This is a genomic window from Streptomyces avidinii (assembly GCF_045161815.1).
GTDB classification, from domain to species: domain Bacteria; phylum Actinomycetota; class Actinomycetes; order Streptomycetales; family Streptomycetaceae; genus Streptomyces; species Streptomyces avidinii.
Window position 1 is genome coordinate 4,551,606 of sequence record NZ_CP108863.1, and the last position, 25,192, is coordinate 4,576,797.

Genomic DNA, 25,192 nt, shown 5'->3' on the forward strand with positions numbered 1-25,192 from the left:
ACGGGCTCTCAGGCACGCGCGGTGGCGTAGCCGAACCGGTTCAGCAGGGCTCCGGCGATGGGGCTCGTCAGGGTGAGGTGCACCCGGGCCCGGGCGATCTGCTCCTCCTGGCTCATGGTGATCTCGAAGGCCACCGAGTCCGCGGTCGGCGATTCCACGACCCGCACCAGACAGTCGGTGGGCAGCTCGAACTCACCGAAGCGGGTGAAGTCCGTCTCCACGCGCGTGAGCAGGAGCCCCCGCGGCGAGAGGCCGAACAGCTCGAACGCGGCGTGCACCGCGGACTGCCGGAACCCCTCGAAGATCAGCGCGCCCGGGATGTGGTCCAGCGGGTGGTCGAAGAGCGCCGGGTTCGCCTGGTCGACGATGACCTGGGTGAGCACCTCGTACTCGCGCACCTCGGTCTCGGACAGCACCACGTTCTGCGGGGAGATGCGGCCCACGGTGATCGGGGCGACGCGGCGTCCGGTGTGGTGCGGGCGGGCGGTGCCCGGCGCGAGCGCGGCACGCCCCTTCTCGCGCATCCGGTTCCAGGCGCGGCCCGGCATCCACTGGCAGGTGGTGCTCATGGTGGCGGCCTCCCGCCCGTCCACGGTGAGGACCATGTCGAGCGTGCTGCCGGTGACGACCCCGTCCCGGTGCTTCAGCCCCGCCTGCCGGGCGTGGATCTGAGCGTGGCCCGGCCGGGCGCCGATGTGGAGGGCGGTGACGTCGGTGACGATCATCTCGCCGCCGTTGAAGATGAACTTCTCGTCGACGGCGGCGTCCAGGAAGGTGTGCGCGGTGTAGATCGACGCCTGGCGGAAGACCTCGACCAGGAGCAGCGGATCGTATACAGCGGGCGTGGTGACCTGGTCGTTGTAGTAGCTGTGCACGCGCGGGAGCTGCGCGGCGATCAGATATTCGTCCTCGGCCAGCCGGACGGAGTCGGTCAGGAACACCTCGCAGACTGCCGCTCTGTGCACCAGGGCGCGGGTCACGGTGCTCGAGTAGCTGAGTTCTGTATCCAGGATCGTGGACATGGCTGAGTTCCCCCTCTTGCAATGCAGGTACGCCTCCGAACGGAGGTACGCATGTGACCGTACCTTGATTGACCGCCCGACCACCGTGGCGTACGCCACTTCCGTGGCGGATACACCGTTAACAACTCGTGTCGAAAGCAGCCGGCCGCTGTCCCGGAATAACTCGTTTTGGAGCCCCTTGCGCAGCGTATCGCGCCAGGTCAGACGGGATTTCAGAGGCCCGCGGAGGAATTCGTTCCGGAAAGCCGCGACCTGACGGTGCGTCCGCCCGGAGGCTCGGCGTTTCGGCCATCGGGCCGCCCCGGCCCCACTCCGGCCCCACCCGGACCCCGGCCCCGGCTCCCGGACCGGGCTCGCGCTGCCGGCCCCGATGCACCGAGATGTCCGCCGTGGCCCGTTTCCGTCCCATCGCCGGGGATCCGGGGACCCTCGGGCGGCCGGACGGGCCGCGGAGCCATGGCGCCGAACCACTTCCCACGGAACGAAAAAAAATGCCCTCCGATACTGCGTTTCCGCAGGTCGGAGGGCATTTTTCTGTGGAGCCTAGGAGATTCGAACTCCTGACATCTGCCTTGCAAAGGCAGCGCTCTACCAACTGAGCTAAGGCCCCATGGAAGTGGACGCACCCCTCCCGCGCGGGAGGTGAGGTCGTTCCGCAGAACAGAGTACCGGGTGTACCCCCTCATCTCGCAAAATGATAGGGACTCCCGCCGTGCGACCACTCTCCGTAAGATGCTCGCGAGGTTCGCACCAGCGAAGGGGAGTAGTAAGAGTGGACGCAGTACAACAAGAGGCCACGGCCAGAGCCAGAGAGCTTCAGCGCAGTTGGTACGGGGAGCCGCTGGGAGCGCTCTTCCGCCGGCTCATAGATGACCTCGGCTTGAACCAGGCCCGCCTCGCTGCCGTCCTCGGACTGTCGGCGCCCATGCTGTCCCAGCTGATGAGCGGCCAGCGAGCCAAGATCGGGAACCCGGCCGTGGTCCAGCGCGTCCAGGCTCTCCAGGATCTCGCCGGCCAGGTGGCCGACGGAAGCGTCAGCGCGGGGGAGGCCACCGACCGGATGGACGAGATCAAGAAGACCCAGGGAGGATCCGTCCTCAGCAACAGCGGCCAGACCACCACCGGCTCCGGCGCACCCACGGTCAAGCGGGTCGTCCGCGAGATCCAGTCGCTGCTGCGGTCGGTCTCCGCGGCCGGCGACATCATCGACGCGGCGAACACCCTCGCCCCCAGCCATCCGGAACTGGCAGAGTTCCTCCGGGTGTACGGCGCGGGCCGCACCGCCGACGCGGTCGCGCACTACGAGGCCCACCAGAACTGACACGCACGAGGGCGGACAACGGGTGACGGGGGACGGGCACAGCGATGGGTGAGGTCTTCGCCGGTCGGTACGAGCTGATCGATCCGATCGGACGCGGGGGCGCGGGTGCCGTGTGGCGGGCCTGGGACCACCGCCGTCGCCGCTACGTCGCCGCGAAGGTCCTGCTGCAGAGCGACGCCCACACGCTCCTGCGGTTCGTACGGGAACAGGCGCTGCGGATCGACCATCCGCACGTACTGGCGCCGGCCAGCTGGGCGGCCGACGACGACAAGGTCCTCTTCACCATGGACCTGGTCGGCGGCGGCTCGCTCGCCCATGTGATCGGGGACTACGGACCCCTGCCGCCCCGTTTCGTGTGCACCCTGCTCGACCAGCTGCTGTCGGGGCTGGCGGCGGTGCACGCGGAAGGCGTGGTGCACCGCGACATCAAACCGGCCAACATCCTGATGGAGGCCACCGGAACCGGGCGGCCGCACCTGCGGCTGTCCGACTTCGGCATCTCCATGCGCAAGGGCGAGCCGCGGCTGACCGAGACCGACTACGTGGTCGGCACGCCGGGCTATTTCGCACCCGAGCAACTCCTGGGCGCCGAGCCCGACTTCCCGGCCGACCTCTTCGCCGTGGGGCTGGTCTCCCTGTACCTCCTCCAGGGCCGCAAGCCCGATTCCCAGGCCCTGGTGGAACACTTCCTCGCCCATGGCACCCCGGGCGCCCCCGAAGGCGTTCCGGCCCCTCTCTGGGACGTCATCGCCGGCCTCCTGCAACCGGACCCCCAGAACCGCTTCCGGACGGCCACAGGGGCGCGCAAGGCCCTTGCCGAGGCCGTGGAGCTGCTGCCGCCGCCCGCCCCGGACGAGGATCCGGTGGAGGTGTTCGACCAACTCGGCCCGCTGCCCGCCGGATTCGGCCCGCAGGGACCGCCGGACCGGCCGGACCGAGCCGACCCGCGAAGCACGGCCCCGGTGACTGCGCAGGCACCCGTCCCCCTCGCCGCCCCGGCCCCGGCCTCCGCTTCCACCTCCGGCTCCGTGACGGTGGCCGCGGAGCCCACCCGGACGGACCCGCGCGGTACTGCGCAGACCGCCCAGGCGTCCCCGTACCCGGCTCCTCCCGCCGTCCCGGCGCAGGTGCCCGCGTACGGACCCTCGGAGACCGGCAGCTTCCACCTGTCGCCGCCCACCGTGCCGGTTCCCGCGGCCCCCGCCGGTCCGCCGGCCCGGGCGGGCGGCCGGATCCCCCCGCCCCCGCCGAAGGCGGTGGCCTCGCTCCTCGCCGCGGCGCTGCTCTGCTTCGCGGTGGGCGTCTGGGCCCTCACCCAGCTGTAGTCCCGCGCCCGCGCCGCCCGAGCAGCGTCCAGCCGCCCAGCACCAGCAGCAGCACCGTCCCCGCGCCGAGGCCCGCGCCCGCCACGACCCGCATGGTCGAATGCCGCTCGGCGGCCTCGGCGGCCTCGGGGGCGGTGAGCCCCTCCTGCGCCGCGGCCCGGTCCTCGTCGCCGACACCGAAACCGCCCGCGGCCGGACTGCCCTTGTACGCGGGCGCCTTGGCCGGCGTACCGGCGACGTCCAGGCGCAGGGTCAGCGGCACGGGCGCCGCGTCCTCGGTGAACTCGGCGACCTTCGCGCCCATGGTCACCGCGACGTAGTACCAGCCCGCGAGGGACACCGGCTGCACGCTCCGGTCACTGGCGAACCGGTTCTCGTAGGCGACGGGCGGGGTCTTCTCGAAGGTGATCCCGGCCTGCTTGCCGTCGTACGAGGTGTCCTTGTCGGAGATCAGCCCCCGGTACGGGCTGTAGAGGGAGACGGTGAGCCCGCCCGAGGCGGAACCGTAGCTCTTGGTCATCGTCGCGGCGGCCAGTTCGGCGCTCAGGCCCAGCTGCTGCCCCCAGTCCACCGGGACCCGGTAGTAGCGGGTCTGGCCCGGCCGCATCTCGTCGCGCCACACACCGGCCCCCAGGGCCCGGGCGTCGTTGAAGCCGGTGCCGCCGGTACGGGCCACCGGCTCGGACCCGGGCAGCGCGGGCGTTCCCGAGGGCCAGCTGCTGGGCGCGGTGGTGGGGACGGCCCCCGCGCCGCGGCCGGGCTCCCGCTGGACCTTGATCTCCACCGGCCACGGGCTCTGGTCGTAGCCCTTGGCCGAGGTCCGGGTGACCTTGGCGTAGTACACGCCCGCCGGCGCGCAGTCCGCGTCCTCCGCGCCCCACCGGACGCCGGCCGCGCTGATCGGGTAGGCGTCGTAGCCGAAGTTCGCCCGGCCGGTGCTGCCCGGGCAGGAGCGTCCGGCGGTGGTCATGATCTCCACCTCGATGCCGTCGCTGCCGGAGACCTTCGCGCCCGCCGCGGGCCGGACCACGGCGGAGACGTAGACGTTGGACTCGTCCTTGTCGAGGACGAGCCGGTACACGCGCTCCCCCGGTCCGAGCGTGTCCGCGTAGACGCTCCCGGCCTCGATCAGCGGGGCGTCCGCCGTGGAGGGCTTGCCCTCGACCGCCCTGGCGCCGTCGGCGGCCCGGTAGGTCGGCAGGGGCCCGGGCGCGGCCCCCTCGGCGTACGCGACCCCCGGCAGGCCCGCCACCAGCCCCAGGGCCGCCGCCCACACTGTCGTCCGTCCCCGAACCATCACGCCCACCCCGAGTTTGCTAGCGCAAGCCAAATCTTTGCATAACGGAAGTTTTCGTCACAGAACAGCACAAAGCCCCGGCCGCAGCGGCAGCCGGGGCTTCATGAGATCAGCCTTGGGTCTCACACACCGGAACCAGAGGGCACGGAGTCAGTTGCCTCCGTCCACAGGTCCTGCTCGGCGCGGTCCGCCTGGATCTGGCGGTACACGAGGAGCCCGCCGATGGCGGCCAGTGCGACCAGGAGCAGCTTCTTCACCGCGCGACCTCGTCTTTCGTTGACGTAGGGGACTTCTGGCAGCCAACAATACACACCGACCGATATCCGATCGGCGGCCTTTCGAGCGGCACAGCCCACCAACTGGCCCTACGACAAAGACCCCCAGGCCTTGGCCTGGGGGTCTTCGACACTGTGGGGCTAACAGGATTTGAACCTGTGGCCTCATCCTTATCAGGGATGCGCTCTAACCAACTGAGCTATAGCCCCATCCGCGCTGCGCGCTGACTCCTGAAGATTAGCGCACAGACCCGGTCAGGCCAAAATCCGTTGCCCGGAGGCGTCTGCGCAGGTCATCCGACCCGTCGCGGGCGCTCCGCCGGAGGACCTACTCGTCCTCGGCCAGGGTCAGCTCCACACCGCCGACGAAGCCCGCCGACAGGTTGTAGATGAACGCGCCCAGCGTCGCCAGTGCCGTCGCCAGCACCACGTCGATCACCGCGATGACCGACGTGAAGATCAGAACGCGGGGCAGCGACAGGAACGACTGGAGGTCGAAGCCGTTGCCCTCGTTCGAGCCGGTCGCCTCGCTGATCGTGCCGCCGACGGTCGAGAAGACGCCCATCGCGTCCATGACCATCCACAGCACCACCGACGCCACGATCGTGCAGATGCCGAGCGCGATCGACAGCAGGAAGCTGACCTTCATGACCGACCACGGGTCGGCCTTGGCCACCCGCAGCCGCGCCTTGCGCGTCCGGGGGGTCGTACGGACCCCCGGACGCGGCTTGCGCTGCGCGCCGCCACCCGTGCCACCCCGCGGCGTCCCCGGGCCCGAGGGCGCCGTGTAGGCCTGCGGCGGGTGGTACGGCTGTGCGGGCTTGTCCTCGCCGGTGTCCGCGCCGGCCGCCGGCTGCGGTCCTCGGGTGTCCGTCACGGTTCCCCCCTGGGAGTCCGCGGCGGGGCCACGGGCACCGTTCGCTCCAGTCTTGGCCGGTCCGGCGCCCGTGGCTCCACTCACGACTTACTCCTCGTGCTCCCCGGCCGAAGGCTGCGTGCCCTCGGCGGCCTCGGCGGCCTGTCCGTCGGCCACCTCGGTCTCGTTCTCGTCGGCCTCGACCTCGTCAGCTTCCTGACCGGCCTCGGCGTTGCGCGCGATGCCGACCACGGCATCCCGCTTCCCCAGGTTGATCAGCTGGACGCCCATGGTGTCACGGCCGGTCTCCCTGACTTCGTTGACGCGCGTACGAATCACACCACCGCCGAGCGTGATGGCGAGAATCTCGTCCGTCTCGTCGACCACGAGCGCCCCGACGAGCGATCCGCGGTCCTCCACGATCTTGGCAGCCTTGATACCCAGGCCACCACGGCCCTGGACGCGGTACTCGTCGACCGGCGTCCGCTTGGCGTAGCCGCCGTCGGTCGCGGTGAAGACGAACGTACCCGGCCTCACAACGCTCATGGAGAGCAGTTCGTCACCTTCACGGAAACTCATGCCCTTCACGCCCGAGGTGGCGCGGCCCATCGGGCGCAGCGCCTCGTCGGTCGCCGTGAAGCGGATCGACTGCGCCTTCTTGCTGATCAGCAGCAAATCGTCCTCGGCGGACACCAGCTCCGCGCCGATCAGCTCGTCGTCGCTGCCGTCCTCGGTCTCCCGGAGGTTGATCGCGATGACGCCGCCCGAGCGGGGCGAGTCGTAGTCCTTGAGCGCCGTCTTCTTCACCAGGCCGCCCTTGGTGGCCAGGATCAGGTAGGGCGCCGCCTCGTAGTCGCGGATCGCGAGGATCTGGGCGATCTTCTCGTCCGGCTGGAAGGCCAGCAGGTTCGCCACGTGCTGCCCGCGGGCGTCGCGGCCGGCGTCCGGCAGCTCGTACGCCTTGGACCGGTAGACCCGGCCCTTGTTCGTGAAGAACAGCAGCCAGTGGTGCGTGGTGGAGACGAAGAAGTGGTCGACCAGGTCGTCCTGCTTCAGCTTGGTGCCGCGGACGCCCTTGCCGCCGCGCTTCTGCGAGCGGTAGTCCTCGGTCTTGGTGCGCTTGACGTAGCCGCCGTGCGTGATCGTGACGACGATGTCCTCTTCGGCGATCAGGTCCTCGATGGACATGTCACCGTCGAAGGGCACCAGCTTGGAACGCCGGTCGTCGCCGAACTTCTCGACGATCGCCGCCAGTTCCTCGCTGACGATGGTGCGCTGCCGCTCCTCCGAGGCCAGGATCGCGTTGTACTCGTTGATCTTGGCCTGGAGCTCGTCGTGCTCGGCGACGATCTTCTGGCGCTCCAGGGCCGCGAGGCGGCGGAGCTGCATCTCCAGGATCGCGTTCGCCTGGATCTCGTCGATCTCCAGGAGGCCCATCAGGCCCTCGCGCGCGATCTCGACCGTGTTGCTGCGCCGGATGAGGGCGATGACCTCGTCGATCGCGTCCAGCGCCTTGAGCAGACCGCGCAGGATGTGGGCGCGCTCCTCCGCCTTGCGCAGGCGGAACTTCGTGCGCCGGACGATGACCTCGATCTGGTGCGTCACCCAGTGACGGATGAAGGCGTCGATCGACAGCGTGCGCGGCACACCGTCCACCAGCGCCAGCATGTTCGCACCGAAGTTCGTCTGCAGCTCGGTGTGCTTGTAGAGGTTGTTCAGCACGACCTTCGCGACGGCGTCCCGCTTCAGGACGATCACCAGGCGCTGGCCGGTCCGCGACGAGGTCTCGTCACGGACGTCGGCGATGCCGCCGACCTTGCCGTCCTTCACCAGGTCCGCGATCTTCTGCGCGAGGTTGTCGGGGTTGGTCTGGTACGGGAGCTCCGTGACCACCAGGCACTGGCGGTTCTGGATCTCCTCGACCTCCACCACCGCGCGCATCGTGATGGAGCCGCGACCGGTCCGGTACGCCTCCTCGATGCCCTTGCGGCCCACGACCAGGGCGCCCGACGGGAAGTCGGGGCCCTTGATCCGCTCGATCAGCGCGTCCTGGAGCTCCTCGTGCGTGGCCTCGGGGTGCTCCAGCGCCCACTGCGCACCGGCCGCGACCTCGCGGAGGTTGTGCGGCGGGATGTTGGTCGCCATGCCGACGGCGATGCCGGCGCTGCCGTTGACCAGCAGGTTCGGGAAGCGCGCCGGAAGGACCGTCGGCTCCTGGTTGCGGCCGTCGTAGTTGTTCTGGAAGTCGACGGTCTCCTCGTCGATGTCCCGGAGCATCTCCATGGCCTGCGGCATGAGCTTGCACTCGGTGTAGCGCATCGCGGCCGCCGGGTCGTTGCCCGGAGAGCCGAAGTTGCCGTTGCTGTCCACCAGCGGCATGCGCATCGACCACGGCTGGGCCAGGCGGACCAGGGCGTCGTAGATCGAGCTGTCACCGTGCGGGTGGTAGGTACCCATGACGTCGCCGACGACACGGGCGCACTTGTAGAAGCCCTTCTCGGGCCGGTAGCCGCCGTCGTACATCGCGTACAGCACGCGGCGGTGCACCGGCTTGAGGCCGTCCCGCACGTCCGGCAGGGCGCGCGAGACGATGACGGACATCGCGTAGTCGAGGTAGGAGCGCTGCATCTCCGTCTCGAGCCCGACAGGCTCGATGCGCAGCACGGGCTGCTCCTCCGCGGCGTTCTCGCTGTTCTCAGCGTTCTTTGCGGGTTGGGTGGTTTCGTCGGCCATTGCTGGTCAGAAGTCCTTTCAGGCGGCGGTCAGCGGAGCCGACTCAGATGTCGAGGAAGCGGACGTCCTTGGCGTTGCGCTGGATGAAGGAGCGCCGCGCTTCGACGTCCTCACCCATCAGCACCGAGAACAGGTCGTCGGCCTGAGCCGCGTCGTCCAGCGTGACCTGGCCGAGGACACGGTGGTCCACGTCCATGGTCGTGACGCGCAGTTCCTCGGCGTTCATCTCGCCCAGACCCTTGAAGCGCTGGATCGAGTCTTCCTTGATCCGCTTGCCGTTCTGCTTGCCGAGCTCCACCAGCGCGTCGCGCTCGCGGTCCGAGTACGCGTACTCGAAGTCGTCCCGGCCCCACTTGATCTTGTAGAGCGGCGGGCGCGACAGGTACACGTGACCGGCCTCGACCAGCGGCCGCATGAAGCGGAAGAGGAAGGTCAGCAGCAGGGTGTTGATGTGCTGGCCGTCGACGTCGGCGTCCGCCATCAGGATGATCTTGTGATAGCGGAGCTTCTCGATGTCGAAGTCCTCGTGCACACCGGTACCGAAGGCACTGATCAGCGCCTGGACCTCGGTGTTCTGGAGGATCTTGTCGATACGGGCCTTCTCGACGTTCAGGATCTTGCCGCGGATCGGCAGGATGGCCTGGTACATCGGGTTGCGGCCGGACTTCGCGGAACCACCGGCCGAGTCGCCCTCGACGATGAAGATCTCGCACTTGGTCGGGTCGTTCGACTGGCAGTCGGACAGCTTGCCCGGCAGCGAGGCGCTCTCCAGCAGGCCCTTGCGACGGGTGAGGTCACGGGCCTTGCGGGCCGCGACGCGCGCCGTGGCCGCCTGGATCGACTTGCGGATGATGTCCGCGGCCTCGACCGGGTTGCGGTCGAACCAGTCGTTGAGGTGCTCGTGGACGACCTTCTGCACGAAGGTCTTGGCCTCGGTGTTGCCCAGCTTGGTCTTCGTCTGGCCCTCGAACTGGGGCTCGCCCAGCTTGACCGAGATGATCGCCGTCAGACCCTCGCGGATGTCCTCGCCGGCGAGGTTGTCGTCCTTCTCGCGCAGCAGCTTCTTGTCGCGCGCGTAACGGTTCACCAGACCCGTCAGCGCCGCACGGAAGCCCTCCTCGTGCGTACCGCCCTCGTGCGTGTGGATCGTGTTCGCGAAGGAGTAGACCCCCTCCGTGTACTGCGAGTTCCACTGCATCGCGATCTCGACCGAGAGCATGCGCTCCTTGTCCTCGGCCTCGACGTCGATGACGGTCGGGTGGATCAGCTCGCCCTTGCGCGAGTTGAGGTACTTCACGAAGTCGACGATGCCGCCCTCGTAGTAGTACTTCACCGTGCGCGCGGTGGGCTCGGCGGTGTCCGCGTCGGGGTCGTCCGCGCCGACCGTGGCCTTCGCCGACTCGCGCTCGTCGGTCAGCGACAGGGTGAGGCCCTTGTTGAGGAAGGCCATCTCCTGGAAGCGGCGCGAGAGCGTCTCGAAGGAGTACTCGGTCGTCTCGAAGATGTCGCCGTCGGCCCAGAAGGTGACCGTGGTGCCGGTCTCGGCGGTCTCCTCGTTCTTGGCCAGCGGGGCCGTCGGCACGCCCAGCTTGTAGTCCTGGGTCCAGCGGTGGCCGTCCGTCTTGACCTCGACCGCGACCTTGGTCGACAGGGCGTTCACGACGGACACACCGACGCCGTGCAGACCACCGGAAACGGCGTAGCCGCCGCCGCCGAACTTGCCGCCCGCGTGCAGGACCGTCAGGACGACCTCGACGGCCGGCTTGCCCTCGGACGGAACGATGCCGACCGGGATACCGCGACCGTTGTCGACCACGCGCACCCCACCGTCGGCGAGGATCGTCACGTCGATGGTGTCCGCGTGTCCGGCCAGCGCCTCGTCGACCGAGTTGTCGACGACCTCGTAGACGAGGTGGTGCAGACCACGCTCACCCGTCGAGCCGATGTACATACCCGGCCGCTTGCGGACCGCGTCCAGGCCCTCGAGGACCTGGATCGCACTGGCGTCGTAATTCTTCTCGTTGGAGTCGCCGGAATCGGCCACGAAGCGCCCTTTCTGGCACAGCGCAGCCCGTACTCCGGACCAGCAAGTGCGCCGGCGGGAGCGGCCGCGTCGTTCTGCGTTGTCTGCGTGATCCCGCGAACGGGCGGGATTTGCTTCAGTCTACCGGTACCACGGACATGAATGGGGGTTTGCCGGTACCTGAGTCCGCATGTGCCGCCCTGAACCTCCTCTCTCCGACTCCCCACATCCGGGAAGGGGCTCAAAGAGGCTCACACGGGCATCCAGCCCTTCGGGCTGTCAACCTCCGACTACCGTGAGGGACGCCACCATCAGCCCCGCCGGCGTTCGGGGCGCGGTGTCCGGGGCAGCGCCCCGGGGTCCCCCGCGGAGCGGGCTGTTCGTACCCGCTCGGGCAGCCCCGCAGGGGACCCGGCAGGGGACCCGTCAGCCGTAGGTGTCCCCGGGACCCTTACTGCCCGGCGCCCGCCACGGCCCGTATCCCTTGGGCCGCCCACCGGGACCGTGCACCTTGATCATCCGCACCGTTCCCTGCCCCAGATCCGCGTTCAGCCGCGCGACCAGCTGCGGAGCCAGCAGCTTCAGCTGCGCCGCCCACGCCGAGGAATCGCACCGCACGACGAGTTCACGGTCCTCGTACCGCTGCGGTTCACAGTGGGCCGCGATCTCCGGGCCGACGATCTCCGGCCAGCGCTCCATCACGCCCGCCACCGCCATCGGCATCTCCCAGCCGCGTTCGGTGCGCAGCCGGTCCAGCGCCGCCATCAACGGCATCGGGTCCCGGCCGTCGGCACGGGCCCCCGAGCGCAGCCCCGGCTGCTGGCGCCGCTTCCCGCCGGCCGCGTTGCCCCGGGCCCGCGCCTGCTCCCGCGCCGCCGCCAGGGCCTGGCGCGCGAGGTCCACCCCGGAGACCTCCGGGGTCCTGCGACCCTCCTGCGGGTCCTTGGCCTGCTCGTTCACAGCCGGGTCACCTCACCGCCGGACACCGCGAACCGCGTTCCCACCAGCACCCCCGGGACGTCGTCGTCCACCGCCGCCGTCACCAGTACCTGCTCGCCGGGGGCCACCAGCTCCGCCAGCCGCTCCCGGCGCCGCGTGTCCAGCTCCGCGAACACGTCGTCCAGGATCAGCACCGGCTCGCTGCCCTCCGAGCGCAGCAGCTCGTACGAGGCCAGCCGCAGGGCCAGCGCGTACGACCACGACTCCCCGTGGCTCGCGTACCCCTTCGCGGGCAGTTCGCCGAGCCGCAGCAGCAGGTCGTCGCGGTGCGGGCCCACCAGCGTCACACCGCGCTCGATCTCCTGCTTGCGCACGTCGGCCAGCGCCGCCAGGAGCACCTCGTAGAGGGCCTCGCGGGTGCGCGCCGTACCGCTGTCCACCGGCTCGCCGGCCGAGGACCGGTACGCCAGCCCCAGCGGGCCGCCGCCGGGCGCGAGCTGCTCGTAGGCCTTGTCGGCGAGCGGCAGCAGCGTGGCGATCAGATCCAGCCGCTGCGCCAGCAGCTCCGCGCCCACGCGCGCGAGGTGCTGGTCCCACACGTCGAGGGTGGAGAGGTCCAGGGAGCGCCCGCCGTGCCGGCGGGCCATCGCAGCGGACTTCAGCAGGGTGTTGCGCTGCTTGAGCACCCGTTCGTAGTCGGAGCGGACCGCGGCCATCCGCGGCGAGCGCGCCGTGACCAGCTCGTCCAGGAACCGCCGCCGCTCGCCCGGGTCGCCCTTGACCAGGGCCAGGTCCTCCGGCGCGAACAGCACCGTCCGTATGATCCCCAGCACGTCCCGGGGTCTGACCTGCGAGGACCGGTTGATGCGGGCCCGGTTCGCCCGCCCCGGATTGAGCTCCAGCTCCACCAGCTGCTGTCGCTCGCCCTGGGTGACGGCCGCGCGGATGACCGCGCGGTCCGCGCCCATCCGTACGAGCGGGGCGTCCGAGGAGACGCGGTGGCTGCCGAGGGTCGCGAGGTAGCCGATCGCCTCGACGAGGTTGGTCTTGCCCTGGCCGTTGGGGCCCACGAAAGCGGTGACGCCCGGGTCGAGGGGAACCTCGGCCCGGGCGTACGAGCGGAAGTCGGCCAAAGAGAGATGCGAAACGTGCATACGGCGCCGACCTCCCCCGGCTTCCCACTGCTTGCTGTGCTGCTGTCTTCGCGCTGCCGGCCTGCGCCGCGGAGCGCTAGGCCTTCTCGACCGCGTGGCCGCCGAACTGGTTGCGCAGCGCGGCGATCATCTTCATCTGCGGGGAGTCGTCCTGCCGCGAGGCGAACCGCGCGAACAGCGATGCGGTGATGGCGGGCAGCGGCACGGCGTGATCGATCGCCGCCTCCACCGTCCAGCGTCCCTCGCCCGAGTCCTGCGCGAAGCCGCGCAGCTGCTCCAGGTGCTCGTCCTGGTCGAGGGCGGTCACGGCCAGGTCCAGCAGCCAGGAGCGGATGACGGTGCCCTCCTGCCAGGAGCGGAAGACCTCGCGGACGTCGGTGACCGAGTCCACCTTCTCCAGGAGCTCCCAGCCCTCGGCGTAGGCCTGCATCATGGCGTACTCGATGCCGTTGTGGACCATCTTCGCGAAGTGGCCCGCGCCGACCTTGCCGGCGTGCACGGCGCCGAACTCACCCTCGGGCTTGAGGGCGTCGAAGATCGGCTGGACCCGTGCGACGTGGTCCTTCTCGCCGCCGTACATCAGGGCGTAGCCGTTCTCCAGGCCCCACACACCGCCGGAGACACCGCAGTCGACGAAGCCGATGCCCTTGGCCGCCAGCTCAGCGGCGTGCTTCTCGTCGTCGGTCCAGCGCGAGTTGCCGCCGTCGACGACGATGTCGCCGATCGACAGCAGTTCGGCGAGCTCGTCGACCGTGGACTGGGTGGCCGCACCGGCCGGGACCATCACCCACACGACGCGGGGGGCCGGCAGGCTGTCCACAAGCTCCCGCAGGCTGTGGACATCCGCGAGGTCCGGGTTGCGGTCGTATCCGATGACGGTGTGGCCTGCGCGGCGGATGCGCTCGCGCATGTTGCCGCCCATCTTGCCGAGACCGACGAGACCAAGCTCCATCTGGTGGTTCCTTAAGCGTTGTGGCCGTCTTTGCCTGGGCTTCCCCGGGGTGTGTCCTCGCCGGACGCGCAGGGGGGTCGCCCACCGGATCCGAGCCTACGCCCGGCCGCCTCGGCGGGCCGTACGGGCGCTCCATGGGGGCCGGTCCGGCTTTCGGGCTTTGCGGGGCCCGTAGCCCGGCCCGGCGCCCTGCCCCCTGTGGACGGTGTCGGGCCCGGTCCCGCTGCATGCGAGACCGGGCCCGACACCGACAGGTGGAGCGTCAGCCGGACAGCCGCACCGGCATGATCAGGTACTTGTACGCCTCGTCCGCCTCGGCGTCGATCGCCGGGCGGCCGCTGAGCAGCGCGGGCTTCGTCGACGTGGTGAAGCTGAGCTGGGCCACCGGAGAGGCGATCGCGCTCAGGCCGTCCAGCAGGAAGGTCGGGTTGAAGGCGATCGAGATGTCGTCGCCATCGAGCTGGGCGTCGACCCTTTCCACAGCCTGTGCGTCGTCGGAGGAACCGGCCTCCAGGATCAGCACGCCCTTCTCGAAGCTGAGGCGGACCGGGGTGTTGCGCTCGGCCACCAGGGCCACGCGCTTGACGGCCTCGACGAAGGGCGCGGTCTCGATCACGGCGATCGAGTTGAACTCCGTCGGGAACAGGGTCCGGTACTTGGGCAGGTCGCCCTCCAGCAGCCGGGTGGTGGTGCGGCGGCCGGCGCCCTCGAAACCGATCAGGCCCTCGCCCGCACCGGAGCCGGACAGCGCCAGGGTCACGGTGTCACCGCTGGTCAGCGAGTTGGCGATCTCCTGGAGCGTCTTGGCGGGCACCAGGGCCACGGCGGACGCGTCCGGGTTCTCCGGCTTCCACAGGAACTCGCGGACCGCGAAGCGGTAGCGGTCGGTGGAGGCCAGGGTGACGCGGTCGCCCTCGATCTCGATGCGGACACCGGTCAGCACCGGCAGCGTGTCGTCACGGCCGGCGGCGGTGGCCACCTGCTTGGCGGCGGAGGCGAAGACCTCGCCGGCCACGGTGCCGGTCGCGGTCGGCATCTGCGGCAGTGCCGGGTACTCCTCCACAGGCAGGGTGTGGAGTGTGAATCGCGAGGAGCCGCAGACCACGGTCGCCCGTACACCGTCTGTGGAAATCTCCACCGGGCGGTTGGGCAGGGCGCGGCAGATGTCGGCGAGCAGCCGGCCGGAGACCAGGACGGTGCCGTCCTCCTCGACGTCCGCCTCGACGGAGACGCGGGCCGAGACCTCGTAGTCGAAGCCGGAGAGGCTCAGGGTGCCTTCCTCGGCCTTGAGCAGCAGGCCCGCGAGAACGGGCACCGGCGGCCGGGCCGGGAGGCTACGGGCGGCCCAAGCCACCGCCTCCGCGAGTACGTCGCGCTCCACCCGGATCTTCACCGGAACCGCCTCCTGCTGTTGCTCGCTCGTCTGCCGGCCTTCGTCGTCGGCTCGTCGATGCCTCGACCGATGCCGGGGACCAGTCTGACGTACGGCGCCGACAGTCGGTGCGGCCGGCGGTCAAGTCGGGAGCGAGGCGTCGGGGCGGGCGATCGACGAGTTGTGCACAGGACCCGCTTGAAAACCGAAACCGGCCTAACTCTCTATGGGGGTAGTAGTAGGGCCTGTGGAAACGGTGGATAAGCCCGTTCTCGCAGGTCAACCCCGGTTTTTTATCCACCGACCCTGTGGGTGACACCGGTGGACAACCCCGTGTCTCTGTGGAGAACGAAAAGTTCTGCACAGGCTGTCCCCAGGGGACCCCGACTACTCCACAGGTGTGTCCCCAGCTTTCCCCCGGTACTCCACAACCCAAACGTCTACATCCGTGTGACGGCTTTCACTCCGGGCGGTGAGAGGGGGTGGTGTGTTGCCGAACAGTGGACAAGGGTGTGGAGAAGACATCGGATCCTGTGCACAGGAGGTGGAAACCTGTGGGCCGACGGTGGACAACGCCGTGGACAGTGCTGTGGACAAAATATTTGTCCACAGCCTGTGGACAGTCTTTGTGCACAATTCCACAGGGGGCTGACCTGCCCTGATGGAGACTCACCCCGCACCCCTGTGGACAGATTGTGGGCGACACGGAGCGTCCCCAGGGTGTGGACGGAAGAAAGTCTCCCAATCTGTGGATGAGTTGCTCCCGCGGGGGCGTATTCGAACAGGTCAGGGGCGCGCGAACGAAGAAGGGCGCCCCCGTTGTGGACCGGGAGCGCCCTCTGAATGTGTTTGAAGGGGCCCTGGAGCGGCCCCGAACCGGGTGTCGGGGGCGCCGCTCAGGCGTTCTTGATGCGGTTCGTGAGCTCGGTTACCTGGTTGTAGATGGAGCGGCGCTCGGCCATCAGAGCGCGGATCTTGCGGTCCGCGTGCATGACGGTCGTGTGGTCGCGGCCGCCGAACTGCGCCCCGATCTTGGGCAGCGACAGGTCGGTGAGCTCCCGGCACAGGTACATGGCGATCTGCCGGGCAGTGACCAGCACCCGGCTGCGCGAGGAGCCGCACAGGTCGTCCACGGTCAGCCCGAAGTAGTCGGCGGTGGCCGCCATGATGTCGGAGGCGGTGATCTCGGGTGCGCTGTCCTCGCCGCCCGGGATCAGGTTCTTCAGGACGTCCTCGGCCAGGCCCAGGTCGACCGGCTGCCGGTTCAGGCTCGCGAAGGCCGTGACCCGGATCAGCGCCCCCTCCAGCTCGCGGATGTTGCGCGAGATGCGGGAGGCGATGAACTCCAGTACCTCCGGCGGGGCGTTGAGCTGCTCCTGGACCGCCTTCTTGCGCAGGATCGCGATACGGGTCTCCAGCTCGGGCGGCTGGACGTCGGTGATCAGGCCCCACTCGAAGCGGTTGCGGAGCCGGTCCTCCAGGGTGACCAGCTGCTTGGGCGGCCGGTCGGAGGAGAGCACGATCTGCTTGTTGGCGTTGTGGAGCGTATTGAAGGTGTGGAAGAACTCCTCCTGCGTCGACTCCTTGCTCGCGAGGAACTGGATGTCGTCGACCAGCAGGATGTCCATCTCGCGGTAGCGCTTGCGGAACGCGTCGCCCTTGCCGTCGCGGATTGAGTTGATGAACTCGTTGGTGAACTCCTCGGAGCTCACGTACCGCACCCGGGTGCCGGGGTAGAGGCTCCGCGCGTAGTGCCCGATGGCGTGCAGCAGGTGCGTCTTGCCGAGGCCCGACTCCCCATAGACGAAGAGGGGGTTGTACGCCTTCGCCGGCGCCTCGGCCACGGCCACCGCGGCGGCGTGCGCGAAGCGGTTGGAGGCGCCGATGACGAAGGTGTCGAAGAGGTACTTGGGGTTCAGCCGCGCGGTCGGCTCCAGCGGGCCCGAGGTGGAAGCGCCGGACGGGGACGGGGGCGCCGCGGGCCGGCCCGGGGCCTGGCGCGGCGCGGGCTGCTCGTACTGCTGGGGCTCGTAGTTCTGCTGCTCGTACTGGTGGCCCTGGTGCTGCTGCTGGGACTCGTACTTCTGCTGCTCGTACTTCTGCTGTTCGTAGGAACCCTGGTCGTAGCCGGAGGGCTCGGACTGCTGCATGTAGCCCGGCTGCGGGGAGGCGTACGGGTCGCGCTCGGGGAAACCGCCGAGGCGCGGCTGCTGCCAGCCGTAGTCGTCCTGCTGGCCGCCGCGGGGCCAGGCGCCGGGCTCGGGGCGCTGCTGCTGGTAGTCCGGGTAGGCGGGGCGGGCGGTGGGGAGCTGGTCGTCGCCGTTGCCGCCGCCGGGGCGCTGGCCGCCGTAGGGCTCGTAGCCGCCCTGCTGCTGGGGCGGGGAGGGGGGCGCGGGCTCGCCGGCGGAGTCGTCCACCGTGATCGCGATCCGGATGGGGCGGCCGCACTCCCGGCTCAGCGCGTCACTGATCAGTGGGGCGAGGCGCCCTTCGAGGACGCGCTTGCCCCATTCGTTGGGGACGGCGAGCAGTGCGGTGTCGGCGACGAGTGCCAGGGGCTGACAGCGTTCGACCCACTGCTTGTCCTTCGGTTCGATCCCCGGCTGTCCCTCCCCGAGGAGCTTCTCGAGCACCCTTGGCCACACTGCGGCAAGATCGGCAGGTACGTCAGCCACAGAGCACGCTCTCTCACAGGGGTCCCACGAATGTGTGGTTCTTTGGGACGGTCGGGACAAAAAATCCGGGGTCAGGCAACGGTAGTCAGGCCAGCGGGTACGGTTCAAGTCGTTGTCCACAGCCTGTGCACAGTGTGGGGCCACGTCGACTCGGTTTGACCGGATGGCGTAGCCGCGCGTACCGTAACGAGGTCGAGTTGTCGATGGCTGCTGCCGCCTGCCTACCGATGGGCGAAGGTCACTGTTAGTGATCATTTAGCGGTGCCACTCGGGCGAACACGCGAGTTTCCTCGTGGGCGCACGGTGACAGCCAGGCGATGTCCCGCCACAACGATTCATTCTCTGGAGCCCCCGAGTGAGCAAGCGCACCTTCCAGCCGAACAACCGCCGTCGTGCCAAGACCCACGGCTTCCGCCTGCGGATGCGTACCCGTGCCGGTCGCGCGATCCTCGCGAACCGTCGTGGCAAGGGCCGCGCCGCCCTTTCCGCGTAACAACACGCAGGTCGTGACGTCGTGCTGTCTCCCGAAAATCGGCTGAGGCGGCGCGAGGACTTCGCGAGCGCGGTACGCCGAGGTCGCCGGGCTGGTCGCCCGCTCCTCGTCGTCCACCTACGTACAAGCGGTGCAACGGACCCGCACGAGCCGGGGGAGATCGATCCCTCGACGCGTGCGGGTTTCGTCGTCAGCAAAGCTGTCGGCAATGCCGTCGTACGTAACCGGGTGAAGCGCCGTCTTCGCCATCTGGTCCGCGAGCGGCTGCCACAGCTGCCCGCCGGTAGCCTGGTGGTGGTACGAGCGTTGCCCGGAGCGGGCGATGCCGGCCCCGACGAGCTGGCCCGGGACCTGGATGCCGCTCTGGTGCGGCTCCTGGGAGGCGTGGCTCGATGAAGTACCCGCTGCTCGCTTTGATCAAGCTGTACCAGTGGACGATCAGTCCGCTGCTCGGGCCGGTGTGCCGCTACTACCCGTCGTGTTCGCACTACGGGTACACGGCCATCGACCGGCATGGTGCGGTGAAGGGGACGGTTCTGACCGCCTGGCGGATCCTGCGGTGCAATCCGTGGTCCCCGGGTGGTGTGGACCATGTCCCACCCCGTAAACGCCCGCGTTGGCACGAGCAGCTGCGCAGTGCGTTGCGTAGATCTCGCAATGCTCAAGGAGCCTGATTAGTGGACACGATCGCCGGTCTGTTCAGCTTTATCACCACACCCGTTTCCTGGATCATCGTCCAGTTCCACTCGCTCTACGGTGCGGTCTTCGGGCCGGACAGCGGGTGGGCCTGGGGCCTGTCCATCGTGTCCCTGGTGGTCTTGATCCGTATCTGCCTGATCCCGCTCTTCGTGAAGCAGATCAAGGCGACGCGGGGCATGCAGGCGCTCCAGCCGAAGATGAAGGCGATCCAGGAGCGCTACAAGAACGACAAGCAGCGTCAGTCCGAAGAGATGATGAAGCTGTACAAGGAGACGGGTACCAACCCGCTCTCCTCGTGCCTTCCCATCCTGGCGCAGTCCCCGTTCTTCTTCGCCCTCTACAGCGTGCTCTCCAGCATCGCGAGCGGCAAAGAGATCGGCTACATCGACGGTCCGCTGCTGGCCAGCGCGCGTCAGGCCCACATCTTCGGTGCTCCGCTGGCGGCGAAGTTCACCGACAGCGCCGCCAAGGCCGCGAGCCTGGACGCCTCGATCACCGATGTGCGCATCGTCACCGCCATCATGATCATCCTGATGTCGCTGTCGCAGTTCTACACCCAGCGTCAGCTGATGCAGAAGAACGTGGACCTCTCGGTCAAGACGCCGTTCATGCAGCAGCAGAAGATGCTGATGTACATCTTCCCCGTGATCTTCGCGGTCATGGGCATCAACTTCCCCGTCGGTGTCCTCGTCTACTGGCTGACCACGAACGTGTGGACCATGGGTCAGCAGATGTACGTGATCAACCAGAACCCGACGCCGGGCAGCAAGGCGCAGGACCAGTACCTGACCCGCCTGCTGAAGCACATCAGCTCGCACGGTGACGTGAAGGGCCGGAGCAAGAAGAAGATCGTCGCGGCGATCGTTGCCAAGGGTCCGGACCGCAACGACAACGAGCGCAAGTTCATCACCGCCCTCACCAAGCAGGGCCTGGCGGCCCAGCCCGACGGCAGTGTGATCAAGAGTTCCGAGGCCACGGCAGACTCGGATGCGGCGAGCGGCGGTGCGGCGAAGCGCCAGCAGCCGAAGCGCCAGTCGAAGTCGCAGCGTCAGACGCCCAGCAAGCCCTCTCCCAAGAAGTAAGAAGGAGTCCCTCCCGTGACGGAAGGCACCACCACCGCCGCCGCTGAGAGTGGCGACACCCTGACCCGCCTTGAGCAGGAGGGTGAGATCGCGGCTGATTACCTCGAGGGTCTGCTGGACATCGCCGACCTGGACGGCGACATCGACATGGACGTCGAGGCCGACCGGGCCGCGGTGTCGATCGTCAGTGACTCGGCCGGCCGCGACCTGCAGAAGCTCGTGGGCCGCGACGGTGAGGTTCTGGAGGCTCTGCAGGAGCTGACCCGCCTCGCCGTGCACCGGGAGACCGGGGACCGCAGCCGGCTGATGCTGGACATCGCCGGGTTCCGTGCGAAGAAGCGCGAGGAGCTGGCGGCGCTGGGCGCCCAGGCCGCGGCGGACGTGAAGGCGTCCGGCGAGCCGCTGAAGCTGGCTCCGATGACCCCGTTCGAGCGGAAGGTCGTCCACGACGCGGTGGCGGCCGCCGGTCTGCGCAGCGAGTCCGAGGGCGAGGAGCCGCAGCGCTTCGTCGTTGTGCTTCCGGCCTGATCGCCCGACGAGATGTGTTCGGCCCCGTCTGTGTCGCAGGCGGGGCCGATGTTTGTCAGCCTGGCCTGACAGGCGAACGACGCTTCACCTTGAAGACGTGGTTCTTCAGAACCATGCGTACGGAAGGACGGTCCCCGTGACGGAGGCAGCTGAGCTTCCCCCGGCGCCTGAAGAGGCGCGCGCGGTGTTCGGTGAGTTTTTCCCGGAAGCTGTGCGGTACGCGGAGCTGCTGGCGGACGCAGGAGTCAAGCGGGGCCTGATCGGGCCGCGTGAGGTGCCGCGCCTGTGGGAGCGGCACCTGCTGAACTGCGCGGTGCTGTCGGAGGCGGTGCCCCAGGGCGTCACCGTGTGCGACGTGGGCTCGGGCGCGGGGCTGCCCGGTATCCCGCTCGCCCTGGTGCGCCGGGATCTCAAGATCACGCTGCTCGAACCGCTGCTGCGGCGGACGACCTTCCTCCAGGAGGCCGTGGAGCTGCTGGGCCTGGACCACGTCACGGTGATGCGCGGGCGGGCCGAGGAGGTCCTGGGCAAGCTCCAACCGGTGCACGTGGTGACGGCGCGGGCGGTGGCCCCGCTGGACCGGCTGGCCGGCTGGGGCGTGCCTCTGCTGCGCCCGTACGGCGAGATGCTGGCGCTGAAGGGCGACACCGCGGACGAGGAGCTGGTGTCGGCGAAGACGGCGCTGGCGAAGCTGGGTGTGGTGAAGACCTCGGTGCTCCAGGTCGGCGAGGGTCTGGTGGATCCGCTGACGACGGTGGTGCGGGTCGAGGTGGGAGAGAGCCCCGGCGGGGTGAGGTTCGCGGCCAAGCGGGCTAAGGCAGCCCGGGTGGGACGTACCCGGCGCCGCCGGTGATGGTCGTCTGATTCTCTGCGGACCAGGGCCCGCACGGAAATTTCATCCGTGTTGGGCCCTATAGGTATGGATTTCGGAGTGTCGTAGCGGCCCGAAGACCCTGTCCGGGCACTGTCCGGGCATCGTGTTTCACGTGAAACGTCGCTCTCTGCTGCACGGAATCATCAGCCGCGGTCGTGCGGCCGCGTCCCCCCTCAACCGCAAGGACGCAAGGGGGACGGAGTTGTCCACAACGGTGGATTCATCCACAGGAGTACGGGCCCCGCTGGTTCGCGACCCGGGTGACATGGCAGGCTCTGTTCATCGCGAGCCTGATGTCGAGGAGAGTGACACCGTGCGGTCCGACGCCAACCTCGCGGGGCCGATGGCCGATCCGGTCCCCGGTCCCCGCTCTGAATCGGCGGGTGAGGATGTTTCACGTGAAACATTGCCTCCGCCTCTTGTAGACAACGACACCCCCATCGGCCGAGCCGCCCAGCAGGCGGTCGAGGCGCTGGGGCGCGCCGGAGAGAGGCTGCCCCGGCCGAACCAGACGCGGGTCATCGTGGTGGCCAACCAGAAGGGCGGCGTGGGTAAGACCACGACGACCGTGAACCTGGCGGCCTCGCTGGCCCTGCACGGCGCACGCGTCCTGGTGGTCGACCTCGACCCGCAGGGCAACGCGTCCACAGCGCTGGGGATCGACCACCATGCCGATGTGCCCTCGATCTACGACGTGCTCGTGGACAGTCGGCCTCTGCTGGAGGTCGTCCAGCCGGTGGTGGACGTGGAGGGGCTCTTCTGTGCTCCGGCCACGATCGATCTGGCGGGTGCGGAGATCGAGCTGGTGTCGCTCGTCGCGCGAGAGAGCCGCCTCCAGCGGGCGATCCAGGCGTACGACCAGCCTCTCGACTACATCCTGATCGACTGCCCGCCCTCGCTCGGGCTGCTGACGGTGAACGCGTTGGTGGCCGGCGCGGAGGTGCTGATCCCGATCCAGTGCGAGTATTACGCGCTGGAGGGTCTGGGCCAGCTGTTGCGCAACGTCGATCTGGTGCGGGCCCACCTCAACCCGACGCTCCATGTGTCGACCATCCTGCTGACGATGTACGACGGCAGGACCCGGCTGGCCTCGCAGGTGGCGGAGGAGGTGCGCAGCCACTTCGGCAAGGAGGTGCTGCGGACGAGCATCCCCCGGTCGGTGCGTATTTCCGAGGCACCGAGCTATGGGCAGACGGTGCTCACGTACGACCCGGGTTCCAGTGGTTCCCTCTCCTATCTGGAGGCAGCGCGAGAGATCGCGTATCGGGGGGTCGGAATGCAGTACGACGCTCGGCACGCCCATCTGGGCCCGGGCATGAACAGCACGCAGAATGTGGCGGAGGGGATCCAGTGAGTGAGCGACGTAGAGGCCTGGGGCGGGGGCTCGGTGCGCTGATCCCCGCGGCCCCGCAGGAGAAGACGCCGCCGGTGATCAGCGCCGGCTCGACGTCTCCGTCGGCGGTGCCGACGCTGGCTTCGGAGCGGGGGGTCGCGGCGGCGAAGCTCGCTTCCCTCGTACAAGCCGATGTTTCACGTGAAACATCGCTCGCGGTCGTCCCGGTGGCCGAGCCGGAGCCCGAGGCCGAGACCAATGTGGTGGCGGGGGCGACGTTCGCCGAGCTCCCGATGGACGCGATCACGCCGAACCCGCGCCAGCCGCGCGATGTGTTCGATGAGGACGCGCTGGCCGAGCTGGTGACCTCCATCCAGGAGGTGGGCCTGCTCCAGCCGGTGGTGGTGCGGCAGTCGGCTCCCGGCCGCTATGAGCTGATCATGGGTGAGCGGCGCTGGCGCGCCTGCCGCGAGGCCGGGCTGGAGGCCATTCCGGCGATCATCCGGGCGACGGACGACGAGAAGCTGCTGCTGGACGCGCTCCTGGAGAACCTGCACCGGGCTCAGCTGAACCCGCTGGAAGAGGCCGCGGCCTACGACCAGCTGCTCAAGGACTTCAACTGCACCCACGACCAGCTGGCCGACCGGATCGGGCGCTCGCGTCCCCAGGTGTCGAACACGCTGCGGCTGCTCAAACTGTCCCCTTCGGTGCAGCGCCGGGTGGCCGCTGGTGTGCTGTCGGCCGGGCACGCGCGTGCGCTGCTCTCGGTGGAGGACTCCGAGGAGCAGGACAAGCTGGCGCACCGGATCGTGGCCGAGGGTCTGTCGGTGCGTGCGGTCGAGGAGATCGTGACGCTGATGGCCTCGGAGCCGTCGAGTGGGGTGAAGCCGAAGGGTCCGCGTGCGGGTGCCCGGGTGGCTCCGGCGCTCAGCGAGCTGGCGACTCGACTGTCGGACCGGTTCGAGACGCGGGTGAAGGTGGATCTGGGCCAGAAGAAGGGCAAGATCACCGTCGAGTTCGCCTCGATGGAGGATCTGGAGCGGATTCTGGGAACGCTGGCGCCGGGCGAGGGCCGGGTACTGGATCAGGGTCTCACCGGGGAGTGATCCCCGGGCCGCCGAGGGGCGGATCGCGACGGTGCGAACCGGCGCGGTCCGCCCCTTCGCTTTGCTGTCGAAGAACGATCGACCAGTGGATACGATGCGTTCATGGGTCGTCGGCTGGTACCGCTCACGCTGGACAACCTCCAGGACCTGCCCCGTCGTTGCCGGTCCTGTGTGTTCTGGGAACTGGACCCGGTCAGCGGCGAGGCCGCGGTGAAGGCGGGTACTCCGGCTCAGGAGAAGGAGGCGTGGATCTCCGCCGTCCTCCTGGAATGGGGATCCTGCGGCCGAGTGGTCTACGTGGACGATGTTCCGGTGGGCTTCGTCCTCTACGCGCCGGCGGCGTACGTCCCGCGTGCCACCGCCTTTCCCACCAGCCCGGTCTCACCTGATGCCGTGCAGCTGATCACCGCGTGGATCATGCCGGGGTATCAGGGCCAGGGGCTGGGGAGGGTGATGGTCCAGACGGTGGCGAAGGACCTGCTGCGGCGGGGCTTCCGGGCGATCGAGGCCTTCGGGGACGCGCACTGGGAGGGCCCGGCGTGCCTGCTGCCCGCCGACCACCTGCTCGCGGTGGGCTTCAAGACGGTCCGGCCCCACCCTGTGCATCCACGGTTGCGGCTGGAACTCCGCTCGACGCTGTCGTGGAAGGAAGACGTGGAGCTGGCGCTGGACCGCCTGCTGGGAGCGGCTCGCAAGGAGCCGGCGCTGCGGCCGCTGTGAGCGCGGGACGCGGAACGGGGCCGCCCCCATGCAGGGGGCGACCCCGTTTCACGTGAAACGTCGATTGCCGTCAGGCGGTCTTGACCTCGACGAACTCGGCGAGGTCGCGCAGGATGGCGGCCTTCGGCTTCGCACCGACGATGGTCTTGGCGACCTCGCCACCCTGGTAGACGTTGAGCGTCGGGATGGACATGACGCCGTACTTCGCAGCCGTGGCCGGGTTCTCGTCGATGTTGAGCTTGACGATCTCGATCTCGGGGTGCTCGGCGGCGATCGCCTCGAGGGACGGCGCGATCTGGCGGCAGGGTCCGCACCAGGCGGCCCAGAAGTCCACCAGCACGGGCTTGTCGCTCCTGAGGACCTCGGCATCGAAGTCGTCGTCGGTCACATTCTTGAGGGTGCCGGCCACAGCG

At 69.0% G+C, this 25,192-nt stretch carries 23 protein-coding genes and 2 tRNA genes; 11 read left to right on the top strand and 14 right to left on the bottom strand.

Translation table 11 applies throughout. The annotated features are described in order from the left end of the window. Positions 1-8: 8 nt before the first annotated feature. Positions 9-1,022: a ScbA/BarX family gamma-butyrolactone biosynthesis protein gene (locus tag OG373_RS20310; protein ID WP_397732750.1), complete on the bottom strand. Its 1,014-nt coding sequence runs from the start codon at positions 1,020-1,022 to the stop codon at positions 9-11. A gap of 537 nt (positions 1,023-1,559) precedes the next feature. Continuing rightward, positions 1,560-1,632, bottom strand: a tRNA-Ala gene (locus OG373_RS20315). A 162-nt stretch (positions 1,633-1,794) separates the two neighbouring features. On the opposite strand from OG373_RS20315, the gene OG373_RS20320 reads away from it, so the two are divergent. Both OG373_RS20320 and OG373_RS20325 read left to right on the top strand, forming a co-directional pair. Beyond that, the gene (locus OG373_RS20320; RefSeq protein WP_030383913.1) at positions 1,795-2,343 is read left to right on the top strand and encodes a transcriptional regulator; all 549 of its coding nucleotides are present in this window, start codon (positions 1,795-1,797) and stop codon (positions 2,341-2,343) included. A 44-nt stretch (positions 2,344-2,387) separates the two neighbouring features. Then, complete coding sequence (locus OG373_RS20325) at positions 2,388-3,668, top strand: serine/threonine-protein kinase (protein WP_405439525.1); 1,281 nt, start codon at positions 2,388-2,390, stop codon at positions 3,666-3,668. On the opposite strand, the gene OG373_RS20330 is transcribed toward OG373_RS20325, so the two are convergent. The 11 genes from OG373_RS20330 to dnaA all read right to left on the bottom strand — a co-directional run bounded on the left by OG373_RS20330 (position 3,655) and on the right by dnaA (position 18,199). Continuing rightward, positions 3,655-4,965 (bottom strand): hypothetical protein, encoded by a 1,311-nt coding sequence (locus tag OG373_RS20330; RefSeq protein WP_405439526.1) that lies wholly within the window; start codon positions 4,963-4,965, stop codon positions 3,655-3,657. The two genes, OG373_RS20325 and OG373_RS20330, sit on opposite strands and share 14 nt — an antisense overlap. 122 nt (positions 4,966-5,087) lie before the next feature. Next, entirely contained in the window at positions 5,088-5,222 is a 135-nt protein-coding gene (locus OG373_RS20335) for a DLW-39 family protein (protein ID WP_208809277.1), read from the bottom strand. 154 nt (positions 5,223-5,376) lie between these two features. After that, positions 5,377-5,450: transfer RNA gene (locus OG373_RS20340), tRNA-Ile, on the bottom strand. A gap of 118 nt (positions 5,451-5,568) precedes the next feature. Beyond that, on the bottom strand, positions 5,569-6,117 hold the full coding sequence (locus tag OG373_RS20345) for a DUF3566 domain-containing protein (RefSeq protein ID WP_405439528.1): 549 nt from the start codon (positions 6,115-6,117) through the stop codon (positions 5,569-5,571). An 87-nt stretch (positions 6,118-6,204) separates the two neighbouring features. Next, a complete protein-coding gene (gyrA, locus tag OG373_RS20350; RefSeq protein WP_405439529.1) occupies positions 6,205-8,829 on the bottom strand; it encodes a DNA gyrase subunit A in 2,625 nt (874 codons plus the stop codon). A gap of 43 nt (positions 8,830-8,872) precedes the next feature. Next, entirely contained in the window at positions 8,873-10,894 is a 2,022-nt protein-coding gene (gene gyrB / locus OG373_RS20355) for a DNA topoisomerase (ATP-hydrolyzing) subunit B (RefSeq protein ID WP_030383918.1), read from the bottom strand. Positions 10,895-11,278: 384 nt separating this feature from the next. Next, entirely contained in the window at positions 11,279-11,812 is a 534-nt protein-coding gene (locus OG373_RS20360) for a DUF721 domain-containing protein (protein WP_397732755.1), read from the bottom strand. Further along, on the bottom strand, positions 11,809-12,945 hold the full coding sequence (gene recF / locus OG373_RS20365) for a DNA replication/repair protein RecF (RefSeq protein ID WP_397732756.1): 1,137 nt from the start codon (positions 12,943-12,945) through the stop codon (positions 11,809-11,811). Before recF ends, OG373_RS20360 begins: the two co-directional genes overlap by 4 nt. A gap of 76 nt (positions 12,946-13,021) precedes the next feature. Continuing rightward, positions 13,022-13,969: a phosphogluconate dehydrogenase (NAD(+)-dependent, decarboxylating) gene (gnd, locus tag OG373_RS20370; RefSeq protein WP_405444131.1), complete on the bottom strand. Its 948-nt coding sequence runs from the start codon at positions 13,967-13,969 to the stop codon at positions 13,022-13,024. Between the two features lie 190 nt (positions 13,970-14,159). Further along, positions 14,160-15,290, bottom strand: coding sequence for a DNA polymerase III subunit beta (gene dnaN, locus OG373_RS20375; RefSeq protein ID WP_030956769.1), 1,131 nt, complete (start codon positions 15,288-15,290; stop codon positions 14,160-14,162). A gap of 875 nt (positions 15,291-16,165) precedes the next feature. Continuing rightward, a complete protein-coding gene (dnaA, locus tag OG373_RS20380) occupies positions 16,166-18,199 on the bottom strand; it encodes a chromosomal replication initiator protein DnaA (RefSeq protein WP_405439531.1) in 2,034 nt (677 codons plus the stop codon). Positions 18,200-18,299: 100 nt separating this feature from the next. Between dnaA and rpmH the strand changes: the two genes are divergently transcribed. From rpmH to OG373_RS20425, 9 genes are all read left to right on the top strand, one after another. After that, complete coding sequence (gene rpmH, locus OG373_RS20385) at positions 18,300-18,437, top strand: 50S ribosomal protein L34 (protein ID WP_008741645.1); 138 nt, start codon at positions 18,300-18,302, stop codon at positions 18,435-18,437. Positions 18,438-18,458: 21 nt separating this feature from the next. Then, positions 18,459-18,833, top strand: coding sequence for a ribonuclease P protein component (gene rnpA, locus OG373_RS20390; protein ID WP_405439533.1), 375 nt, complete (start codon positions 18,459-18,461; stop codon positions 18,831-18,833). Next, on the top strand, positions 18,830-19,111 hold the full coding sequence (yidD, locus tag OG373_RS20395; RefSeq protein WP_075970728.1) for a membrane protein insertion efficiency factor YidD: 282 nt from the start codon (positions 18,830-18,832) through the stop codon (positions 19,109-19,111). The genes rnpA and yidD overlap by 4 nt, the downstream gene beginning before the upstream one ends. A gap of 3 nt (positions 19,112-19,114) precedes the next feature. Beyond that, positions 19,115-20,218 (top strand): membrane protein insertase YidC, encoded by a 1,104-nt coding sequence (yidC, locus tag OG373_RS20400; RefSeq protein ID WP_397732760.1) that lies wholly within the window; start codon positions 19,115-19,117, stop codon positions 20,216-20,218. 15 nt (positions 20,219-20,233) lie between these two features. After that, positions 20,234-20,746, top strand: coding sequence for a R3H domain-containing nucleic acid-binding protein (locus OG373_RS20405; RefSeq protein WP_030755362.1), 513 nt, complete (start codon positions 20,234-20,236; stop codon positions 20,744-20,746). 136 nt (positions 20,747-20,882) lie between these two features. After that, positions 20,883-21,599 carry a 16S rRNA (guanine(527)-N(7))-methyltransferase RsmG gene (gene rsmG / locus OG373_RS20410; RefSeq protein ID WP_397732761.1) on the top strand — a complete coding sequence of 239 codons (717 nt, stop codon included), beginning with the start codon at positions 20,883-20,885 and terminating at the stop codon, positions 21,597-21,599. 286 nt (positions 21,600-21,885) lie between these two features. Beyond that, positions 21,886-22,974: a ParA family protein gene (locus OG373_RS20415; protein WP_405439535.1), complete on the top strand. Its 1,089-nt coding sequence runs from the start codon at positions 21,886-21,888 to the stop codon at positions 22,972-22,974. After that, on the top strand, positions 22,971-24,059 hold the full coding sequence (locus OG373_RS20420) for a ParB/RepB/Spo0J family partition protein (protein WP_384504940.1): 1,089 nt from the start codon (positions 22,971-22,973) through the stop codon (positions 24,057-24,059). The genes OG373_RS20415 and OG373_RS20420 overlap by 4 nt, the downstream gene beginning before the upstream one ends. 102 nt (positions 24,060-24,161) lie before the next feature. After that, a complete protein-coding gene (locus OG373_RS20425; RefSeq protein ID WP_397732764.1) occupies positions 24,162-24,779 on the top strand; it encodes a GNAT family N-acetyltransferase in 618 nt (205 codons plus the stop codon). Positions 24,780-24,849: 70 nt separating this feature from the next. Here the strand turns inward: OG373_RS20425 and trxA are convergent, their stop codons facing one another. Continuing rightward, a complete protein-coding gene (gene trxA / locus OG373_RS20430; RefSeq protein ID WP_189972522.1) occupies positions 24,850-25,188 on the bottom strand; it encodes a thioredoxin in 339 nt (112 codons plus the stop codon). Positions 25,189-25,192 lie beyond the last annotated feature (4 nt).

Coding starts and splice junctions, on each gene's coding strand:
- dnaA (WP_405439531.1), bottom strand. CDS start 18,199: ATGATCACTAACAGTGACCTTCGCCCATCGGTAGGCAGGCGGCAGCAG.
- OG373_RS20415 (WP_405439535.1), top strand. CDS start 21,886: ATGGCAGGCTCTGTTCATCGCGAGCCTGATGTCGAGGAGAGTGACACC.
- OG373_RS20310 (WP_397732750.1), bottom strand. CDS start 1,022: ATGTCCACGATCCTGGATACAGAACTCAGCTACTCGAGCACCGTGACC.
- OG373_RS20330 (WP_405439526.1), bottom strand. CDS start 4,965: ATGGTTCGGGGACGGACGACAGTGTGGGCGGCGGCCCTGGGGCTGGTG.
- OG373_RS20325 (WP_405439525.1), top strand. CDS start 2,388: ATGGGTGAGGTCTTCGCCGGTCGGTACGAGCTGATCGATCCGATCGGA.
- gyrA (WP_405439529.1), bottom strand. CDS start 8,829: ATGGCCGACGAAACCACCCAACCCGCAAAGAACGCTGAGAACAGCGAG.
- OG373_RS20425 (WP_397732764.1), top strand. CDS start 24,162: ATGGGTCGTCGGCTGGTACCGCTCACGCTGGACAACCTCCAGGACCTG.
- yidD (WP_075970728.1), top strand. CDS start 18,830: ATGAAGTACCCGCTGCTCGCTTTGATCAAGCTGTACCAGTGGACGATC.
- recF (WP_397732756.1), bottom strand. CDS start 12,945: ATGCACGTTTCGCATCTCTCTTTGGCCGACTTCCGCTCGTACGCCCGG.